Annotated in this window: 17 protein-coding genes; all 17 read left to right on the top strand. The window is 70.1% G+C overall.

Annotation, left to right across the window (positions count from 1 at the left end):
- Positions 1-60: 60 nt before the first annotated feature.
- The 17 genes from rsmH (at position 61) to ACWH95_RS15800 (ending at position 17,230) form a co-directional block, all read left to right on the top strand.
- Entirely contained in the window at positions 61-999 is a 939-nt protein-coding gene (gene rsmH / locus ACWH95_RS15880; protein ID WP_454120955.1) for a 16S rRNA (cytosine(1402)-N(4))-methyltransferase RsmH, read from the top strand.
- The gene (locus ACWH95_RS15875; protein ID WP_454120954.1) at positions 996-1,568 is read left to right on the top strand and encodes a hypothetical protein; all 573 of its coding nucleotides are present in this window, start codon (positions 996-998) and stop codon (positions 1,566-1,568) included. Before rsmH ends, ACWH95_RS15875 begins: the two co-directional genes overlap by 4 nt.
- A 24-nt stretch (positions 1,569-1,592) precedes the next feature.
- Entirely contained in the window at positions 1,593-3,362 is a 1,770-nt protein-coding gene (locus ACWH95_RS15870; protein ID WP_454120953.1) for a peptidoglycan D,D-transpeptidase FtsI family protein, read from the top strand.
- A 27-nt stretch (positions 3,363-3,389) separates the two neighbouring features.
- Positions 3,390-4,802, top strand: coding sequence for a UDP-N-acetylmuramoyl-tripeptide--D-alanyl-D-alanine ligase (locus ACWH95_RS15865; RefSeq protein WP_454120952.1), 1,413 nt, complete (start codon positions 3,390-3,392; stop codon positions 4,800-4,802).
- A complete protein-coding gene (gene mraY / locus ACWH95_RS15860; RefSeq protein WP_136031316.1) occupies positions 4,799-5,905 on the top strand; it encodes a phospho-N-acetylmuramoyl-pentapeptide-transferase in 1,107 nt (368 codons plus the stop codon). The genes ACWH95_RS15865 and mraY overlap by 4 nt, the downstream gene beginning before the upstream one ends.
- A complete protein-coding gene (gene murD, locus ACWH95_RS15855) occupies positions 5,895-7,430 on the top strand; it encodes a UDP-N-acetylmuramoyl-L-alanine--D-glutamate ligase (RefSeq protein WP_454120951.1) in 1,536 nt (511 codons plus the stop codon). Before mraY ends, murD begins: the two co-directional genes overlap by 11 nt.
- A complete protein-coding gene (gene ftsW / locus ACWH95_RS15850; RefSeq protein WP_136031320.1) occupies positions 7,399-8,604 on the top strand; it encodes a putative lipid II flippase FtsW in 1,206 nt (401 codons plus the stop codon). The genes murD and ftsW overlap by 32 nt, the downstream gene beginning before the upstream one ends.
- On the top strand, positions 8,601-9,677 hold the full coding sequence (locus ACWH95_RS15845) for a UDP-N-acetylglucosamine--N-acetylmuramyl-(pentapeptide) pyrophosphoryl-undecaprenol N-acetylglucosamine transferase (protein ID WP_136037290.1): 1,077 nt from the start codon (positions 8,601-8,603) through the stop codon (positions 9,675-9,677). Before ftsW ends, ACWH95_RS15845 begins: the two co-directional genes overlap by 4 nt.
- 42 nt (positions 9,678-9,719) lie before the next feature.
- The gene (gene murC / locus ACWH95_RS15840; protein ID WP_206253294.1) at positions 9,720-11,120 is read left to right on the top strand and encodes a UDP-N-acetylmuramate--L-alanine ligase; all 1,401 of its coding nucleotides are present in this window, start codon (positions 9,720-9,722) and stop codon (positions 11,118-11,120) included.
- A 3-nt stretch (positions 11,121-11,123) separates the two neighbouring features.
- Complete coding sequence (locus ACWH95_RS15835) at positions 11,124-12,041, top strand: FtsQ-type POTRA domain-containing protein (protein ID WP_136031326.1); 918 nt, start codon at positions 11,124-11,126, stop codon at positions 12,039-12,041.
- 161 nt (positions 12,042-12,202) lie between these two features.
- The gene (gene ftsZ, locus ACWH95_RS15830) at positions 12,203-13,351 is read left to right on the top strand and encodes a cell division protein FtsZ (protein ID WP_136031329.1); all 1,149 of its coding nucleotides are present in this window, start codon (positions 12,203-12,205) and stop codon (positions 13,349-13,351) included.
- Positions 13,352-13,359: 8 nt separating this feature from the next.
- Positions 13,360-14,055, top strand: coding sequence for a YggS family pyridoxal phosphate-dependent enzyme (locus ACWH95_RS15825; protein WP_454121007.1), 696 nt, complete (start codon positions 13,360-13,362; stop codon positions 14,053-14,055).
- A gap of 43 nt (positions 14,056-14,098) precedes the next feature.
- Complete coding sequence (locus tag ACWH95_RS15820) at positions 14,099-14,572, top strand: cell division protein SepF (RefSeq protein WP_136031331.1); 474 nt, start codon at positions 14,099-14,101, stop codon at positions 14,570-14,572.
- Positions 14,573-14,575: 3 nt separating this feature from the next.
- The gene (locus ACWH95_RS15815) at positions 14,576-14,875 is read left to right on the top strand and encodes a YggT family protein (RefSeq protein WP_136031333.1); all 300 of its coding nucleotides are present in this window, start codon (positions 14,576-14,578) and stop codon (positions 14,873-14,875) included.
- Positions 14,876-15,056: 181 nt separating this feature from the next.
- Positions 15,057-15,650: a DivIVA domain-containing protein gene (locus tag ACWH95_RS15810; protein ID WP_136031335.1), complete on the top strand. Its 594-nt coding sequence runs from the start codon at positions 15,057-15,059 to the stop codon at positions 15,648-15,650.
- Between the two features lie 96 nt (positions 15,651-15,746).
- Positions 15,747-16,307 (top strand): signal peptidase II, encoded by a 561-nt coding sequence (gene lspA / locus ACWH95_RS15805; RefSeq protein ID WP_247638914.1) that lies wholly within the window; start codon positions 15,747-15,749, stop codon positions 16,305-16,307.
- Positions 16,308-16,309: 2 nt separating this feature from the next.
- Complete coding sequence (locus tag ACWH95_RS15800) at positions 16,310-17,230, top strand: RluA family pseudouridine synthase (protein ID WP_247638915.1); 921 nt, start codon at positions 16,310-16,312, stop codon at positions 17,228-17,230.
- The last annotated feature ends 19 nt before the right edge of the window (positions 17,231-17,249 follow it).

The raw sequence follows: 17,249 nt of genomic DNA, 5'->3' as shown, positions 1-17,249 counted from the left end.
CCGGTGCCGGGTCGCGAAGCGGAGGGGGATCAGAGCCGAAGGTCGGACCCGAGAGAGATCATGAGCCTCCGCGACATCCACACCCCCGTCCTGCTCGACCGCTGCGTCGAGCTGCTCGCGCCCGCCCTGCAGGAGGACGGCGCCGTCCTGGTCGACGCGACCCTCGGAATGGGCGGCCACTCCGAGGCGCTGCTGGAGCGGTTCCCCGGCATCCGCCTGATCGGGCTCGACCGCGACACCGACGCGCTGCGGATCGCGGGTGAGCGGCTCGCCCGGTTCCGCGATCGCCTCACCCTGGTGCACGCCGTCTACGACGAGATCGGCCTGCACGCTCAGGGCGCCGCGGGCATCCTGTTCGACCTCGGGGTCTCCTCGCTGCAACTCGACGAGGCCGAGCGCGGTTTCGCGTACGCCAAGGATGCTCCGCTGGACATGCGGATGGACCAGACGAAGGGCGTCACCGCCGCCGACGTCATCGCGACCTACAGCGAGGGCAACCTGCGGCGCATCTTCGAGCGCTACGGCGAGGAGAAGCTCGCGGGCCGCTACGCCCGATTCATCATCGAGGCACGGCAGAAGCACCCGATCCTGCGGTCGGGCGAACTCGTCGACATCCTCGTCGCTGCCACGCCCGCGGCCGCCCAGCGCGCTGGACACCCCGCCAAGCGGGTGTTCCAGGCGCTCAGGATCGAGGTCAATGCGGAGTTGAACGTGCTCGCCGACGCGATCCCGGCCGCGATGGACGCCCTCGCGGTCGGCGGCCGCATCGTCGTGATGTCGTACCAGTCGCTGGAAGACCGCCTGGTCAAGCAGGCGTTCGCGTCCGCGTCCGCGTCCACGGCCCCGGCGGGGCTGCCCGTCGAGCTCCCGGAGCACGCCCCCCGCTTCCGCATCCTGACCAAGGGCGCGGAGCTCGCCGACGACGAAGAGCGCGCCCGCAACCCGCGGGCGATCCCGGTGCGCCTGCGCGCCGCTGAGAAGGTGCGGGAGAGCGCATGAGCATGAACGCAGTACGCACGGCGGCCCGTCCGCAGCCCTCCGAGGCGCCGCAGCGCGCACCGAAGCGGCGGCTGCAGCCGGTCACCACCCCCGCGGTCCGCCGCAAGCCGAAGCTGGCCTATGCGCTCGTGGCCCTCGCCGGCGCCCTTGCCATCGGCGCGGCGCAGGTCGGGCTGTCCCTCGCGATCACGCAGGACTCGTTCACCCTCGCGGGACTGTCGTCCCAGCAGCGGGAGCTGGATCTGCACACGCACGCCCTGCAGGAGGAGCTCACCGGCCTGAGCTCGCCGCAGGTGCTCGCCAGCAGCGCGGCCGCCCTCGGGATGGTCGTCGCAGGTTCCCCCTCGTACCTCCGGCTCAGCGACGGCGCGGTCTTCGGCACGGGGTCGGGAGCCGACTGGACCTCGACCGTCGACCCGAACGGCGCGGCGGCCGTCGGGAACGTGCTGATCACCGAGAACGCACCGCCCGCGGAGCAGACCGCGCAGGGCGAGGACGGCGTCGCGCCGCCCGCGCAGGATCTTCCGCCGGCCATCACCGACGGCCTCCCCAGCCCCACCACCCACTGATCGCAACGACCACGGAGAGATCCCATGACGACACGAGCCACGCGCGGACCGCGGCGACGCACTGTCGTCGCTCTGGCGGTCATCCTCTCGGTCCTGGTGGCGTTCGTCGTCCGCCTCGTCGACATCCAGGTCGTGAGCGCCGATGAGCACGTCTCGCAGTCGCTCGAGCACATCGGGGCGGGTTCCGCCATCCCCGGCCAGCGCGGCTCGATCGTCGACTCCGGGGGCACCGTGCTCGCATCGAGCGTCATGGTCTACGACGCCCAGCTGAGCCCGCAGGTGATCATGCTCGTCGAGGAGAAGAACCCGAAGCTGCCGTGGGCCGAGGCCTCGGACAAGATCGCCGCGATCACCGGTCAGACCGGCGAGGAGGTGCGGGCGCTGGTCTCCAACGCCCTCGCCGAGAACCCGAACAGCCAGTACGCGCCGCTCAAGAAGGGCCTGAACACTGAGCAGTACATCGCCCTGCGCGACCTCGGCATCGGCTCCTACCTGTCGCTCAAGCCGCGGGAGACGCGGGTCTACCCGAACGGTGCGGTCGCCGGGAACATCCTCGGCTTCCTCGACAACACGGCGGAGGCGAAGGCCGGCGTCGAGCAGCTCGAGGAGACGTGCCTCGCGCCGGTCGACGGTGAGGAGACGTACCGCAAGGGCAAGGACGGCGTCGTCATCCCGGGCAGCGAGAAGGTCGTCGACGCCGTGGACGGCGGCACCGTGCAGCTCACGATCAACAGCGACCTGCAGTGGTACCTCCAGCAGATGATCGGCGAGGAGGCGCAGAAGCAGGGCGCCAAGGGCGGCACCGTGACGGTCGTCGAGGTGGCGACGGGCAAGATCCGCGCTGCGGCCGAGTGGCCGGCGATGGACCCCAACGACCTCGACTCCTCCACGCCCGAGACGCGCTACAGCCAGATCTTCCACCGAGACTTCGAGCCGGGATCCACGTTCAAGGCGATCACCGCCGCGGCCGCGATCGAGGGCGCGGGTCTCACGCCCCTGAGCACGGTGACCGCCTCGTCGCGCGAGACGTTCCCGAACGGTGCCGTCATCAACGACGCCTTCTCACACCCGGCCTACAACTACACGCTCGCGGGCGGCCTGATCGACTCGTCGAACGTCGCACTGTCCAAGTTCGGCACCATGGTGTCGCCCGAAGTGCGCTACGACTACCTGCAGCGGTTCGGCGTCGGCCAGAAGACGCTCGACTTCCCGTCCGAGGTGTCCGGCCTGCTGCACCCCGTCTCCGACTGGGACAGCCAGTCGCTGTACACGACCACGTTCGGCCAGTACTTCACGGTCACCGCGCCGCAGCTCGCCGGCGCATACCAGGCGATCGCGAACGGCGGCGAGAAGATCGACCTGTCGCTGGTCGAGTCCTGCACCGGTGCGGACGGCACGGTCTCCGAGGTGAAGAAGCCCGAGCACGAGCAGATCGTCGCACCGCAGACCGCGGCCGACCTCACCCGCATGCTCGAGAACGTCGCCGTCCAGGGCGGCAACGCCGATCGCATCCAGGTTCCCGGCTACCGCGTGACGAGCAAGACGGGTACCGCACAGGTCTCCGACGGCAACGGCGGATACAAGGCCGGCGTGTACTACACGAGCATGGTGGGCTTCGCTCCGGTCGACGATCCGCAGTACGTCGTCGTGGTCACTCTCGACGAGCCGACTAAGGTTGTATCGTCCGCGGCCACCGCATCCGCCTTCCAGAAGGCGATGACGCAGGTGATGAAGACCTATCGCGTGATGCCGTCCTCTGTCCCGATGGACGCGCTCCTCCCCAAGTTCGGATAGTCGGCGAGAGCCGCGCATGGAGATGACATGATCGCCCTGACGCTCGCTGAGATCACCGCCGCTGTCGGCGGTGATCTGCGTGTGGCCGGAGAGCACACCCCCGAGACCGTCGTCGACGGCCTGGTCGACACCGACTCGCGCACCATGCGGCCGGGATCGATCTTCGTGGCGAAGCCCGGCGCGGAGACCGATGGACACCGTTTCGTTGGTGCGGCGGTCGAGGCCGGTGCCGTGCTCGCGATCGTGGAGCATCCGGTCGACGTGCCCGTCAGCCAGATCGTCGTCTCCGACGCCGTGGTCGCACTCGGCGAGCTGGCGCGCGAGGTCGTGGGCCGCGTGCGCGCGGGCGGTGGGCTGCGTATCGTCGGCATCACCGGGTCCAACGGCAAGACCACGACCAAGAACTTCCTCGCACGCATCCTCGCCGACGAGGGGGAGACCGTCGCCCCGATCAACTCCTTCAACAACGAGGTCGGTGCCCCCGTCACGATGCTCCGCGTGACCCACGACACCCGGTACCTCGTGAGCGAGTTCGGGGCGGCCGGCCCGGGGAGCATCGCCCGCCTCGCCGGACTCGTCGAACCCGACCTCGTCGTCGTGCTCATGGTGGGGCTCGCGCACGCGGGCGGCTTCGGCGGCATCGAGGCCACGGCCAAGGCGAAGTCCGAGCTCGTGTCGGCGGCGCGGGTTCCGGGCACCGCCGTGCTCAACGCGGACGACCCCCGGGTGTGGGCGATGCGCGAGCTCGCCGAGCACCGCGGCCTTCGCGTCGTCGGCTTCGGTCAGTCCGACGCGGCCGAGGTTCGCGCCCACGACATCGTCGTGTCCGCCTCCGGGACGACCTGCACGATCGAGGTCGCGGGGGAGCGCCGCTCGCTGCGGCTCCGCGTGCTCGGCGCTCACCACGTGACCAACGCGCTGGCCGCCCTCACCGCGGCCGTGCAGCTCGGCGTGGCTCCGGCCGATGCGATCGCCCGCCTGGAGACCGTCGAGATCGCCGAGCGATGGCGCATGCAGCCGATGGGCAACGATCGCGTGCGCATCATCAACGACGCCTACAACGCGAGCCCCGACTCGATGGCCGCCGCTCTGCGCACGCTCGCGCAGATCACCGGCCCGGACGAGCGCACGGTCGCCGTCCTGGGGGCCATGAGCGAGCTGGGCGACAGCGCGGGCGAGGAGCACGACCGCATCGGCCTGCTCGCGGTGCGTCTCAACATCCGCCGCATCGTGGTGGTGGGCCCTGAGGCGCGCCGCCTCTACCTGGCCGCGGTCGGCGAAGGCTCCTGGGACAGCGAGGCCGTGCATCTGCCCGACCAGGATGCGGCGTTCGAGTACCTGCGCACCGAACTGCGCGACGGCGACCGCGTGCTGGTGAAGTCATCCAACTCCGTGGGCCTGCGGCATCTCGGCGATCGTCTGGGAGAATTGTTCTCGTGAGGTCACTCATCATGGCGGCGGCGATCTCGCTCGCCTTCACCCTGTTCCTGACCCCCGTCTTCCTCCGGCTCTTCCGGAAGTGGGGCTGGGGGCAGGTCATCCGCACCCCCGAGTCCGTGCACAACCCCAGCCACGAGGCCAAGCGCGGCACCCCGACCATGGGCGGCGTGATCTTCATCCTCGGCTCCATCGTCGGCTACTTCACGGGCGTCCTGGTGAGCGGGGAGACACCCGCGCTGTCGGCGATCCTGGTGATCTGGCTCATGGTGGGCTTCGGCGCGGTGGGCTTCATCGACGACTACATGAAGGTGCGCAGCCAGCGCAGCCTCGGCCTCTCCGGGTGGCGGAAGGTGATCGGCCAGCTCCTGGTCGTCATCCCGTTCGGCATCGTGGCGTTGAACTTCCCGAACCGCTGGGGTCAGACACCCGCGAGCGCCTCGATCTCGCTGTTCCGCGACATCACCTGGCTCAACCTCTTCGCCTTCGGTGTGGTCCTCGGCTGGATCCTGTACCTGGCGTGGATCGCGATCATCGGCGTGGCCACGTCCAACAGCGTCAACCTCACCGACGGCCTCGACGGGCTCGCGGCCGGTGCCGGCGTGCTCGTCGTCGGCGCCTACAGCGTGATCGCCTTCTGGCAGTTCAAGCAGCCCTGCATCGGCGGCGACCCCGGCGCGCTCGGCGGATGCTACGAGGTGCGCGACCCCTTCAACCTGGCGATCATCTCGGCCTCGTTCGCCGCGAGCCTCATCGGCTTCCTGTGGTGGAACGCCCCGAAGGCGAAGGTGTTCATGGGCGACGTGGGCTCGATGGCGATCGGCGGCGTCGTGACCGCGATGGCGATCCTGACGCGCACCGAGCTGCTGCTCCTCGTGATCGCGGGCGTCTTCGTCCTCTCGTCCGGCTCGGTCATCCTGCAGCGGGCGTACTTCAAGGTCACGCGCGGCAAGCGGCTGTTCCTCATGAGCCCGTTCCACCACCACCTCGAGATGCGCGGCTGGTCGGAGGTCACGATCGTCGTGCGCATGTGGATCATCGCCGGCCTGCTCGCGGTCTCGGCGATCGGACTGTTCTACGTGGAGTGGCTGACCCGTGTCGGCTGAGCGTCTGGCCGGACTGACCAGCTGGAACGCGGACTGGTCGGGGCTGCGTGTCGCCGTGCTCGGACTGTCGATGACCGGCTTCTCGGTCGCGGACACCCTGGCGGAGCTGGGCGCCGACGTGCTCGTGCTCAGCGAGTCGGCGGACGAGGAGTACGCGCGCCTGCTGCCCGTGATCGGCGCGACCCTCGAGCTGGGGTCGCTCGCCGAGGTGCCGGAGGCCCTGCGCGCGTTCGAGCCGGAGGTGGTGATCGCGTCGCCGGGCTTCTCGCCGTCGCACCCCGTGATCCGCTGGGCGCAGGACGCCGGCATCGCGCTCTGGGGGGACGTCGAGCTCGCGTGGCGGGTGCGGGACAAGGTGCTCCGCGTCGACGGGACCCCGGCCGACTGGGTGCTCATCACCGGCACCAACGGCAAGACCACGACCACGCAGCTCACCGCGACGCTGCTGGTCGAGGGCGGCCTGCGTGCGGCCCCATGCGGCAACATCGGGGTGCCCGTGCTCGACGCGGTGCGCGACCCGGCCGGCTTCGACGTGCTCGTGGTGGAGCTGTCGAGTCATCAGCTCTGGTACCTCGGACTGTCGCAGCCGGAGGGGGAGCTGTTCCCGTACTCCGCCGTATGTCTGAACCTCGCCGACGATCACCTCGTGTGGCACGGCAGCGCGGAGGCCTACCGCGACGCGAAGGCCCTGGTGTATCGCAACACGCGCGTGGCCTGCGTCTACAACAAGGCCGACGTGGCCACGCGCCGCATGGTCGAGGAGGCCGAGGTCGTCGATGGCGCCCGCGCGATCGGCTTCGACCTGGGCATCCCCGGCCCGAGCGACCTCGGCGTGGTGGAGGGGCTGCTCGTCGACCGGGCGTTCCTCGACGACCGCGCCCGCAGCGCCCTCGAGCTCACCACCGTCGCCGAGCTCGAGTCCGCTGGACTCTCGGCGCCGCACATCGTGCAGAACATCCTCGCCGCCAGCGCACTCGCCCGGTCGCTCGGCGTCGAGCCGGAGGCGATCCACTCGGCCCTGCAGGGCTTCCACCTCGACGCTCACCGCATCCAGGTGGTCGCGCGCCACGCCGGCATCACCTGGGTCGACGACTCCAAGGCGACGAACCCGCACGCGGCAGCCTCCTCGCTGCGGGCGTACCCCGGAGCGGTGTGGGTCGTTGGCGGTGATCTGAAGGGTGTGGACATCTCCGAGCTCGTGGCCGATGCCGGGGCGTCCGCCCGCGCGGCGGTCGTGATCGGTGTGGAGCGCGGCGATGTCGTGGCGGCATTCGGGCGACACGCGCCGGCGGTGCCGGTGTTCGAGGTCGACGCTGGCGACACTGGACAGGTCATGAACCGCGTGGTGGAGATCGCCGCGGGGATCGTCGAAGACGGGGGCACCGTGCTGTTGGCCCCGGCCGCGGCGTCCTTCGACCAGTTCTCCGGCTATGCGGAACGTGGCCGCCGCTTCGCCGAGGCGGTACGTGAGTGGATCGAGCGGGGGAGCGCCGATGACGCAGGTGGCTCGCCCTCCGCGCTCTGAGTCGGGCGGCCTCGCGGCCCGGGTGTCTCTGGGGCGCCGGTTCACGCCGGTGTCGACCGAGTTCCTCCTGATCGCGTCGACTGCGCTGCTCCTCACGATCTTCGGCCTGGTGATGGTGCTGTCGGCCACCAGCGCGACCGCCGTCGCGAACGACCAGAACCCGATGGACGGCGTGCTGCGCCAGGGCGTCTTCGCCCTGCTGGGCATCCCGCTGATGTTCCTCATCAGCCGTCTGCCGATCGCCTTCCTGAAGCGCATGGCCTGGCCCGCGCTGTTCGGGGCGGTCGCCCTGCAGCTGCTGGTGTTCACGCCTCTGGGCATCGCGGACGGCGGCAACCGGAACTGGATCCAGATCGCCGGGTTCCAGATGCAGCCGTCCGAGTTCCTCAAGCTCGCGCTGGCCCTGTGGATCGCCGCGGTGCTGCTGCGCAAGCAGACCATGCTGGGCACCTGGCACCACGTGTTCATCCCGGTCGTGCCGGTGGGCGCTCTCGCGATCGGGACCGTGCTGGCGGGCAAGGACCTGGGCACCGCGATGGTGATGGTCCTGATCCTGCTCGGCTGTCTGTTCTTCTCGGGCGTCAAACTCCGGCTCTTCATCATCCCGATGATCCTCGGCGTGGTCGCGGTGCTCGCGTACGCACTGTCCAGCGAGGATCGGATGCGGCGCATCACCGCGACGTGCGACGACATGGCGCTCTACTACACCGACTGCTATCAGTCGATCCACGGCATCTGGGGCATGGCCTCTGGCGGCATCTTCGGGCTCGGCCTGGGCAACTCGCAGGAGAAGTACGGCTGGCTGCCCGCCGCGGGCAACGACTTCATCTTCGCGATCGTCGGCGAGGAGCTCGGCCTGATCGGCTGCATCGTGGTGCTGGCGCTGTTCACGTTCTTCACGGTCGGCGCGTTCCACATCATCCGCAAGACGCCGGACCCCTTCATCCGGGTCGCCGCGGGCGGCATCACGGTGTGGATCGTGGGCCAGGCGGTGCTGAACATCGGTGTGGTGATCGGTGTCTTCCCCGTGATGGGCGTGCCGCTGCCGTTCATGTCGCAGGGCGGGACGGCGCTGTTCGCGGTGCTCGTGGCCTGCGGTGTGCTGCTCGCCTTCGCCCGGACGATCCCCGTCTCGGAGAAGCAGTCAGGTGCGCGGGGTAGGGTCGCTCGGTGACCTCGTATCTTCTCGCCGGCGGTGGCACCGCCGGCCATGTCAACCCGCTGCTCGCGGTCGCCGATGCGTTGCGCGAGCGTGACCCCGAGGCCACGGTCCTGGTGCTCGGGACGGCCGAAGGCCTGGAGTCGCGGCTGGTGCCGGAGCGCGGGTACGAGCTGCTGATCGTCGACAAGGTGCCGTTCCCGCGGCGTCCGAACGCGCAGGCAGCGGCGTTTCCCGGTCGCTTCCGTCGTGCGATCGCTCAGGTGCGTCAGCACATCCGCCGTCACCGCATCGACGTGGTGGTCGGCTTCGGCGGGTACGCCTCGGCTCCCGCGTACGTGGCGGCGCGCCGCGAACGGGTGCCGTTCGTGGTGCACGAGGCGAACGCCAAGCCGGGTCTGGCGAATGTGCTCGGCGCCCGGGCTGCAGCAGGGGTGGGCGTCGCGTTCGAGGGCACACCGCTTCGCCGTGGCGAGGTCGTCGGCATGCCGCTGCGACGTGAGGTGATCGCGCTCGACCGTGCCGCGACGCGTGCCGAGGCGGCGGAGCACTTCGGCCTCGACCCCGCACGACCCGTCCTGCTCGTGTTCGGCGGTTCCCTCGGAGCCCAGCGGCTGAACGACGCGATCGCCGATTCCTGGCGCGACATCCTCGACGCCGGGTGGCAGCTGCTGCACGTGACGGGGGAGCGCAGCGACCTCGAGGATCCCCGCGTGCCTGGCTATACGATGCGCCGCTACGTGGACCGCATGGACCTCGCGTTCGCGCTGGCCGATCTGATCGTGTCGCGGTCGGGTTCGGCCACCGTGAGCGAGGTCAGTGCTCTGGGCATTCCCGCGCTCTACGTCCCGTACTCGGTGGGCAACGGCGAGCAGCGGCTCAACGCCGGCTCGGCGGTGGCAGCGGGAGCAGCCGAGCTGCTCGACGACGCCACCTTCGACGGCGACGCGGTGCGGCGGCTCGTCGTGCCCCTGCTCGGCGATCCCGAGCGCATCGCGCGCATGGCGGCGGCCGCGGAGAACGTCGGTACCAGGAACGGTACGGAGAACGTGATCCAGCTGATCGACCGTGCCCTCGGTGCGGCGTGACTCCGGCGTCCCGACCGGAACGAAAAGTAGACTGAAGCGGACATGATCAGACCCGACCTCTCCCTCCCCCTTCCCGAGACGATCACCTCCGCGCACTTCATCGGCATCGGCGGCTCCGGCATGAGCGGGCTCGCCAAGATGTTCCTCGACGCCGGCATCCGGGTGTCCGGAAGCGACCGCGCCGACAGCGACAACCTGCGTGCCCTGGCCGCCGCGGGCGCGACCGTGCACGTCGGTCACGACGCCGCGCACCTGGGCGACGCCGACACCGTGGTGCACACCGGTGCGATCTGGCCGGAGAACCCGGAGTTCGTCACGGCGAAGGAGCGCGGTCTCCACGTCATCCACCGCTCGCAGGCGCTGCACTGGCTGATCGGATCGCGACGTCTGGTGTCGGTCGCGGGGGCCCACGGCAAGACCACCTCGACCGGGATGATCGTGACCGCGCTGCGCGAGCTCGGGGCGGAACCGCACTTCGTCAACGGCGGCGTGATCGAGCAGCTCGGAGTGTCCAGCGCCACGGGAAGCGGTGACCTGTTCGTGATCGAGGCCGACGAGTCGGACGGCACGTTCCTGCTGTACGACACCGCGGTCGCGCTCATCACGAACGTCGACCCCGATCACCTGGACCACTACGGGTCGGACGAGGCGTTCCACGACGCGTTCGTGCGGTTCGCCGACGCGGCCTCGGAAGCCGTCGTGATCTCCAGCGACGACCCCGGTGCGCTGCGGGTCGGGGCGGGGCTGTCCCACCCCCACGTGCTCACGTTCGGTGAGGCGGAGGACGCGGATGTGCGCCTGACCGACATCGTCACGGACGGACCGGTCGCGGCGACTCTGGTGTACGCGGGGGAGCAGGTGCGCATGCAGCTCGCCGTCCCTGGGGCCCACAACGCGATCAATGCGGCCGGTGCGGTCGCGGTGCTCGTCGCGCTCGGCTTTCCGTTCGCCGACGCGGTGCACGCGATGGAGGGCTTCGCGGGGACCGTGCGTCGGCTCGAACGCCACGGGGAAGAGCGCGGCGTCACGGTGTACGACGACTACTCGCATCACCCGACCGAGGTCAGGGCGGCGCTGGAGGCGATGCGCACTCTCGCCGGCGACGGCCGACTGATCGCGATCCAGCAGCCGCACACCTACTCCCGCACGCAGCACATGTATCAGGAGTTCGCCGATGTGCTCGAGCAGCTGGCCGACCACACCGTGATGCTCGACGTCTACGGCGCCAGGGAGGATCCGGTTCCCGGTGTCACCGGTGAACTCGTGAGCGGTGCGTTCCACGACCCCTCGCGCGTGCACTTCGTGGCGGACTGGCAGCAGGCCGCCGACTACACGGCCTCGGTCGCGCGCGCGGGCGACGTGGTCGTCACGCTCGGCTGCGGCAACGTGTACCAGATCATCCCGCAGGTGCTGGAGTCGCTGCGTCGGACCGACGGGGCGTAGCGCATGCGCCGGCCCGCACCGCTTCCGAGCGCTCCGGATGCCCCGGAGCAGGCGCCCGCGGCGCCGGAACGGACTGCGCGTGCGCGTCGCCGTGATCCGGAGCCGCCGATCCCGCTCGTCGATGAGCCTGCGGGCGAGGCCGTGCAGGATGACGACGCGGAGCGTCCCACGTCGACGCGGGAGGTGTGGCGGGCGGCTCGCGCTCGTCGCAAGGCGCTGCGCGCGGAGATCCGCCGCTTCACGCAGCGGTCACGTCGGCGCCGGATCGTCTGGCTCAGCAGCCTGGGTGCCCTCGTGCTGCTGGTGGGCGGGAGCGTCGCGGCGGCGTACAGCCCGCTGTTCGCGGTCGAGCGGATCACGGTCGCGGGGGCGACGACGATCGATCCTGCCGTGATCGAGGCGGCGCTGAGCGACCAGGTCGGCACCCCCCTCGCGCTCGTGGACACGAGTGAGGTGAAGGCCGCTCTCCTGGCGTTCCCGCTGATCGAGACGTACTCCCTGGAGGCGCGCCCTCCGCACGACCTGACCGTGCGCATCGTCGAGCGGACGCCCATCGGGGTGATCTCGTCGTCGGCGGGCTACACGCTGGTGGATGCGGCGGGTGTGGCGCTGTCGACGACGGCGGAGCAGCCCGCGGGTCAGCCGCTCGTGGAGACCGAGGGCGGGGTGGATTCGGCCGCGTTCCGCAGCGCCGGCCTGGTGGTGCGTGCACTGCCGGAGGGGATCCGCACGGCGCTGACGGAGGTGAGGGCGTCGACCGCGGACGATGTGACGCTCACCCTCAGCACCGGCCTCACGGTCGTGTGGGGGAGTTCGGAGGAGTCGGGTCTGAAGGCGCTCGCGCTGTCGGCGGCGCTCACCGCGAACCCCGAGGCGTCGTCGATCGATGTGACCTCGCCGGACGTCGCGGTCGTCGGCTGACGGCTTTCGGCGGGAATGGGGCGACACGCCCGTGTCGCTGCGCGCGCGCGGCCGGGCGGCGCTTACCTTCGATCTGAGAGAACGCAATACCGGGAAATACTTTACACCTCTAGTTGAGGTTTAAGGTTCCCATCCAAGGCTCGACTAATCGGAGGCCGGCCATGAGCCAGAACCAGAACTACCTCGCCGTGATCAAGGTCGTCGGCGTCGGCGGTGGCGGCGTCAACGCCGTCAACCGCATGATCGAGCTCGGGCTCCGCGGAGTCGAGTTCATCGCCGTGAACACCGATGCGCAGGCGCTGCTCATGAGCGACGCCGACGTCAAGCTCGACGTCGGCCGCGAGCTCACGCGCGGCCTCGGGGCGGGTGCCGACCCGGAGGTCGGTCGCCGTGCTGCGGAAGACCACGCGGAGGAGATCGAGCAGGCGCTGACCGGCGCCGACATGGTGTTCGTCACCGCCGGTGAGGGCGGTGGCACCGGAACCGGTGGCGCGCCTGTCGTCGCCCGCATCGCCAAGTCGATCGGCGCCCTGACGATCGGTGTCGTCACCAAGCCGTTCTCGTTCGAGGGTCGCCGCCGCCAGAGCCAGGCGGAGGCCGGCGTCGCCAAGCTCAAGGAAGAGGTCGACACCCTCATCGTGGTGCCCAACGACCGCCTCCTGGAGATCAGCGACCGCGGCATCTCGATGATCGAGGCCTTCGCGACCGCCGACCAGGTGCTCCTCGCCGGTGTCCAGGGCATCACGGACCTCATCACCACCCCCGGTCTGATCAACCTCGACTTCGCCGATGTCAAGTCGGTCATGCAGGGTGCGGGATCCGCGCTCATGGGCATCGGGTCGGCGCGCGGCGCCGACCGGGCCATCAAGGCCGCCGAGCTCGCGGTCGAGTCTCCGCTGCTGGAAGCCTCGATCGAGGGTGCGCACGGCGTGCTCCTCTCGATCCAGGGTGGCTCGAACCTGGGCATCTTCGAGATCCACGACGCCGCGGACCTGGTGAAGGAGGCCGCGCACCCGGAGGCGAACATCATCTTCGGTACCGTCATCGACGACACGCTCGGCGACGAGGTGCGCGTCACGGTCATCGCCGCGGGCTTCGACGGCGGGGAGCCGTCGCTGCGCCTGGACCCGATGGTCGTCTCCCGGCCGTCCACCGCATCGCTGCCGGAGGTCGCCCTCTCGGACGAGGCCGAGAAGCCCGCGGAGACGCCCGCCACCGAGTCGGCCCCGGCACCGCAGCGCACGCCGGCCACCAGCATCGAGCCGGCATTCGCCGACGACGACATCGACATCCCCGAATTCCTGAAGTGACGGCTCCGATGGGTGCTCCGGCGCCATCGGAGCTCGCGGCGCGGCTGTCGGCGATCGACGAACGGATCGCCGACGCCGCGCGCGCGGCCGGTCGCTCACCGGAGGAGATCACCCGGATCGTCGTGACGAAGTTCCACCCGGCGGCTCTCGTGCGCGATCTGCACGCCCTCGGCGTCTCGGCGGTGGGGGAGAACCGCCAGCAGGAGCTGACCGCGAAGGCCACGGAGCTCGCCGACCTCGACCTGCAGTGGCACTTCATCGGCCAGGGGCAGACCAACAAGGCGGGGGCCATCCGGCGCAGCGCCGACGTGGTGCACTCCGTCGACCGCGACCGCTTCGCCGACGCGTTGCATCGAGCGGCCGACGGCGACGATGTGCTCGACGTGCTCGTGCAGATCAATTTGACCGACGACCCGGGTCGCGGCGGTGTCGCACCCGACGCGGCGACCGCTCTGGCCGAGCACGTGCTGTCGCTGCCGTCGCTGCGGCTGCGCGGCGTCATGGCCGTCGCGCCGCTGGACGAGGAGCCCGCCTCCGCGTTCGCGCGGCTCCGGGGCATCGCCGACGGCATCCGCACGATCGAGCCGACGGCCACGTGGATCTCGGCCGGTATGACCGGCGACTTCGTCGAAGCCATCGCCGCCGGCGCGACACACCTGCGCATCGGTTCCGCAATCACGGGACCGCGCCCCGACCGGGGTTAACCTGTGACAAGACCAGCCCGAGACGTTCGAACCGGAGGACACGATGGGTAACCCGCTGAAGAAGACCATGGTGTATCTCGGCCTCGCCGACGAGGAAGAGGTCTACGAGGAGGAGACGCAGGCACCCGCCCGCGCCCACCGTGAGCGCGAGCGCGAGCGTGAGGAGCCGACCCCGGCCCCCGTCACGCCCCTCCGTCGTCCCGTCGCCGTCCGTCAGCCCGCAGCAGGAGCCGTGAACGAGATCCTCACCGTCCACCCGAAGCAGTACCGCGACGCGCAGCTCATCGCGGAGAACTTCCGCGAGGGCGTCCCGGTCATCATCAACCTCTCCCAGATGAGCGACGCCGACGCGCGGCGCCTCATCGACTTCGCGAGCGGTCTCTCCCTCGGCCTGTACGGTCGCATCGAGCGCGTCACCTCCAAGGTGTTCCTGCTCTCGCCGGAGAACATCGCGGTGTCCGGGCACGGGGGAATCGCGCACGCGGACGCCGAGTCCGCGGGCTTCGACCACTCCTAACCCGTGCAGCTGGTCTCGGTCCTCGCCAGCATCGTCCACCTGGTGCTGCTGCTGTACATCTTCGTGCTCTTCGCGCGGCTCATCCTGGACTACATCCCCCTGTTCAACCGGGAGTGGCGTCCGAAGGGATTCGGCCTCGTCGCCGCGGAGGCCGTCTACACGGTCACCGATCCGCCGATCCGGTTCTTCCGGCGGATCATCCCGCCGCTGCGCATCGGGCAGCTATCGCTCGATTTCGGGTTCGCGCTCACCCTGCTGGTGGTGCTGATCCTGATGAACATCGTCCGGCTCTTCATCCGCTGACGCCGTGGCGTGTCGCGCCTCAGGGCGCCGGTGAGTTCGCCGAGCCTGGGTGTCGCGGCGTCGCGAGGCCAAGGCTCGGGGGCTATGCTGGCACCCAGGTGCGCGCCCCGGGTTCGCGCCACATCACGAACACGCCATACATCGGTACTGGCAATCGAACTCATCGAAAGAGGAGCCACCCATGGCACTTACCCCGGATGACGTCGTCACCAAGCAGTTCCAGCACGTCCGCTTCAAGGACGGCTTCGACCCGGACGAGGTCGACGACTTCCTCGACGAGATCGTCATCGAGTGGCGCAAGGCCCTCGAGGAGAATGCCGAGCTGAAGGCCAAGCTGGCCGCGTACGAGTCCGGTGCCGCGCCCGCCGCCGCCGAGACCCCCGCCCCGAAGCCGGTGGCCGCGCCCGCCGCCGAGGCCACGCCCGCCGAGCCCGCTCCGACCGGTTCTGCCACGGCGACCGCCGGGATCATCGAGCTCGCCCAGCGTCTGCACGACGAGCACGTCGCCGAGGGTGAGGCCAAGCGCAACGCGCTCATCGCGGAGGCGGAGACCGAGGTCGCTCGCATCCGCACCGAGGCCGAGGCCAAGCAGCGCGAGGAGTCGGCGCGTCTGGAGCGCGAGCGCAACACGCTCGAGGCCCGCATCACCGAGCTCCGCAACTTCGAGCGCGACTATCGTGCTCAGCTGCGCGGCTACATCGAGGGTCAGCTCCGCGACCTCGACGAGAAGTCGGCTTCCACGGACTCCACGCCCGTCTCCGCGATCGGCCTGTAAGGCGTCGCGTTGACAGGACGTCGTCCCCTTCGTCGGTCGGCGGCCGGCGCGCTCGTTGCGATTCTCGCAGCGGTCGTGCTGGCCGCCGATCAGTTTGTGAAGTACCTCACCATCGAGCACCTTCCGCTGCACGAGGTCGTCCCCGTGCTCGGGGAGTTCCTGCAGCTGTATTACATCCGCAACCCCGGAGCGGCGTTCTCGCTCGGGTCCGAGGTCACGTGGATCTTCACGATCGCCCTCGCGGTCGTCGCGGGAGTGATCGTCTGGAAGGCCTTCGGCCTGAGGTCCCGGTTGTGGGCCGTCGTCCTCGGCTGCCTGCTCGGCGGTGTGCTCGGCAACCTCAGCGACCGGCTGTTCCGCGAGCCCGGGTTCCCGGTCGGCCACGTTGTCGACATGATCTCCATGCCGTGGATGATGCCCGCGATCTTCAACGTCGCCGACATCTTCATCGTCACCGGCATGATCTCGGTGGCACTGCTGGTGGTGTTCGGCCTGCGCTTCGACGGCACCCGCGAGCGCGACCACGCGCCGGTGGAGACCGATGAGGACGCGGAGGCCGTCGCGGCCGAGCACGAGGCTGCGCTGAGCGAGAGCGACCGCGTCGTCGACGGACGCGCGTCGGCCGAGGCAGGGTCGTCGTCTCCCGAGGAGCGCTGAGCGTGGAGTCGCGCTCTCTCCCCGTCCCGGACGGGCTCGACGGCACGCGCGTCGACGCGGCCCTCGCGAAGCTGCTCGGCTTCTCGCGGACGTTCGCGGCGGAGGTCGCGGCGAGCGGCGGTGTGCGGCAGGACGGCGCGACGCTCGACAAGTCGGACCGTCTGCACGGCGGGGCCTGGCTCGAGGTGGAGTGGCAGCCCAAGGAGGCGCCGAGGATCGAGCCGATCGCGGTGCCCGAGCTGGGCATCGTGTATGACGACGACGACATCGTGGTGGTCGACAAGCCCACCGGGGTCGCCGCCCATCCCTCGCTGGGCTGGGAAGGGCCCACGGTCGTCGGGGCTCTGGCCGCCGCGGGTTTCCGGATCGCCACGAGCGGGGCTCCGGAACGGCAGGGCGTGGTGCATCGGCTCGATGTGGGCACGAGCGGGCTCATGGTCGTCGCCAAGAGCGAGAGCGCGTACACCGCGCTCAAGCGCGCGTTCAAGGAGCGGACGGTCGAGAAGATCTATCACGCGGTCGTCCAGGGACACCCCGACCCGCTCGTCGGCACGATCGACGCGCCCATCGGGCGCCACCCGAATCACTCGTGGAAGTTCGCGGTCGTGCCGGACGGCAAGCCATCGGTCACGCACTACGAGACGCTCGAGGCGTTTCCCGGAGCCTCGCTGCTGGAGATCCACCTGGAGACCGGGCGCACGCATCAGATCCGCGTGCACATGGCCGCGCATCGTCACCCCTGCGTCGGGGACCCGCTGTACGGCGCCGACCCCACGCTGTCCGCACGGCTCGGGTTGACGCGACAGTGGCTGCACGCCCACCAGCTCGCGTTCGCGCACCCGACCACCGGCGAGTGGGTGCAGTTCGAGTCGCCGTATCCGGCCGACTTCCGGCACGCGCTGGACGTGCTGCGCGGGGAGTAGCGGCTGCCCCGGGGTGCCG

Source organism: Microbacterium sp. NPDC055502, from assembly GCF_053643635.1.
The sequence above is the reverse complement of the archived record's forward strand: the minus strand, read 5'-3'. Positions and strand labels throughout refer to the sequence as shown.

What these genes read in the sequence shown, in the direction of transcription:
- ACWH95_RS15810 (WP_136031335.1), top strand. Translation starts at nt 15,057, where the DNA reads ATGGCACTTACCCCGGATGACGTCGTCACCAAGCAGTTCCAGCACGTC.
- ACWH95_RS15865 (WP_454120952.1), top strand. Translation starts at nt 3,390, where the DNA reads ATGATCGCCCTGACGCTCGCTGAGATCACCGCCGCTGTCGGCGGTGAT.
- ftsW (WP_136031320.1), top strand. Translation starts at nt 7,399, where the DNA reads ATGACGCAGGTGGCTCGCCCTCCGCGCTCTGAGTCGGGCGGCCTCGCG.
- murC (WP_206253294.1), top strand. Translation starts at nt 9,720, where the DNA reads ATGATCAGACCCGACCTCTCCCTCCCCCTTCCCGAGACGATCACCTCC.
- rsmH (WP_454120955.1), top strand. Translation starts at nt 61, where the DNA reads ATGAGCCTCCGCGACATCCACACCCCCGTCCTGCTCGACCGCTGCGTC.
- ACWH95_RS15825 (WP_454121007.1), top strand. Translation starts at nt 13,360, where the DNA reads ATGGGTGCTCCGGCGCCATCGGAGCTCGCGGCGCGGCTGTCGGCGATC.
- ftsZ (WP_136031329.1), top strand. Translation starts at nt 12,203, where the DNA reads ATGAGCCAGAACCAGAACTACCTCGCCGTGATCAAGGTCGTCGGCGTC.
- ACWH95_RS15835 (WP_136031326.1), top strand. Translation starts at nt 11,124, where the DNA reads ATGCGCCGGCCCGCACCGCTTCCGAGCGCTCCGGATGCCCCGGAGCAG.
- ACWH95_RS15870 (WP_454120953.1), top strand. Translation starts at nt 1,593, where the DNA reads ATGACGACACGAGCCACGCGCGGACCGCGGCGACGCACTGTCGTCGCT.
- ACWH95_RS15875 (WP_454120954.1), top strand. Translation starts at nt 996, where the DNA reads ATGAGCATGAACGCAGTACGCACGGCGGCCCGTCCGCAGCCCTCCGAG.
- ACWH95_RS15820 (WP_136031331.1), top strand. Translation starts at nt 14,099, where the DNA reads ATGGGTAACCCGCTGAAGAAGACCATGGTGTATCTCGGCCTCGCCGAC.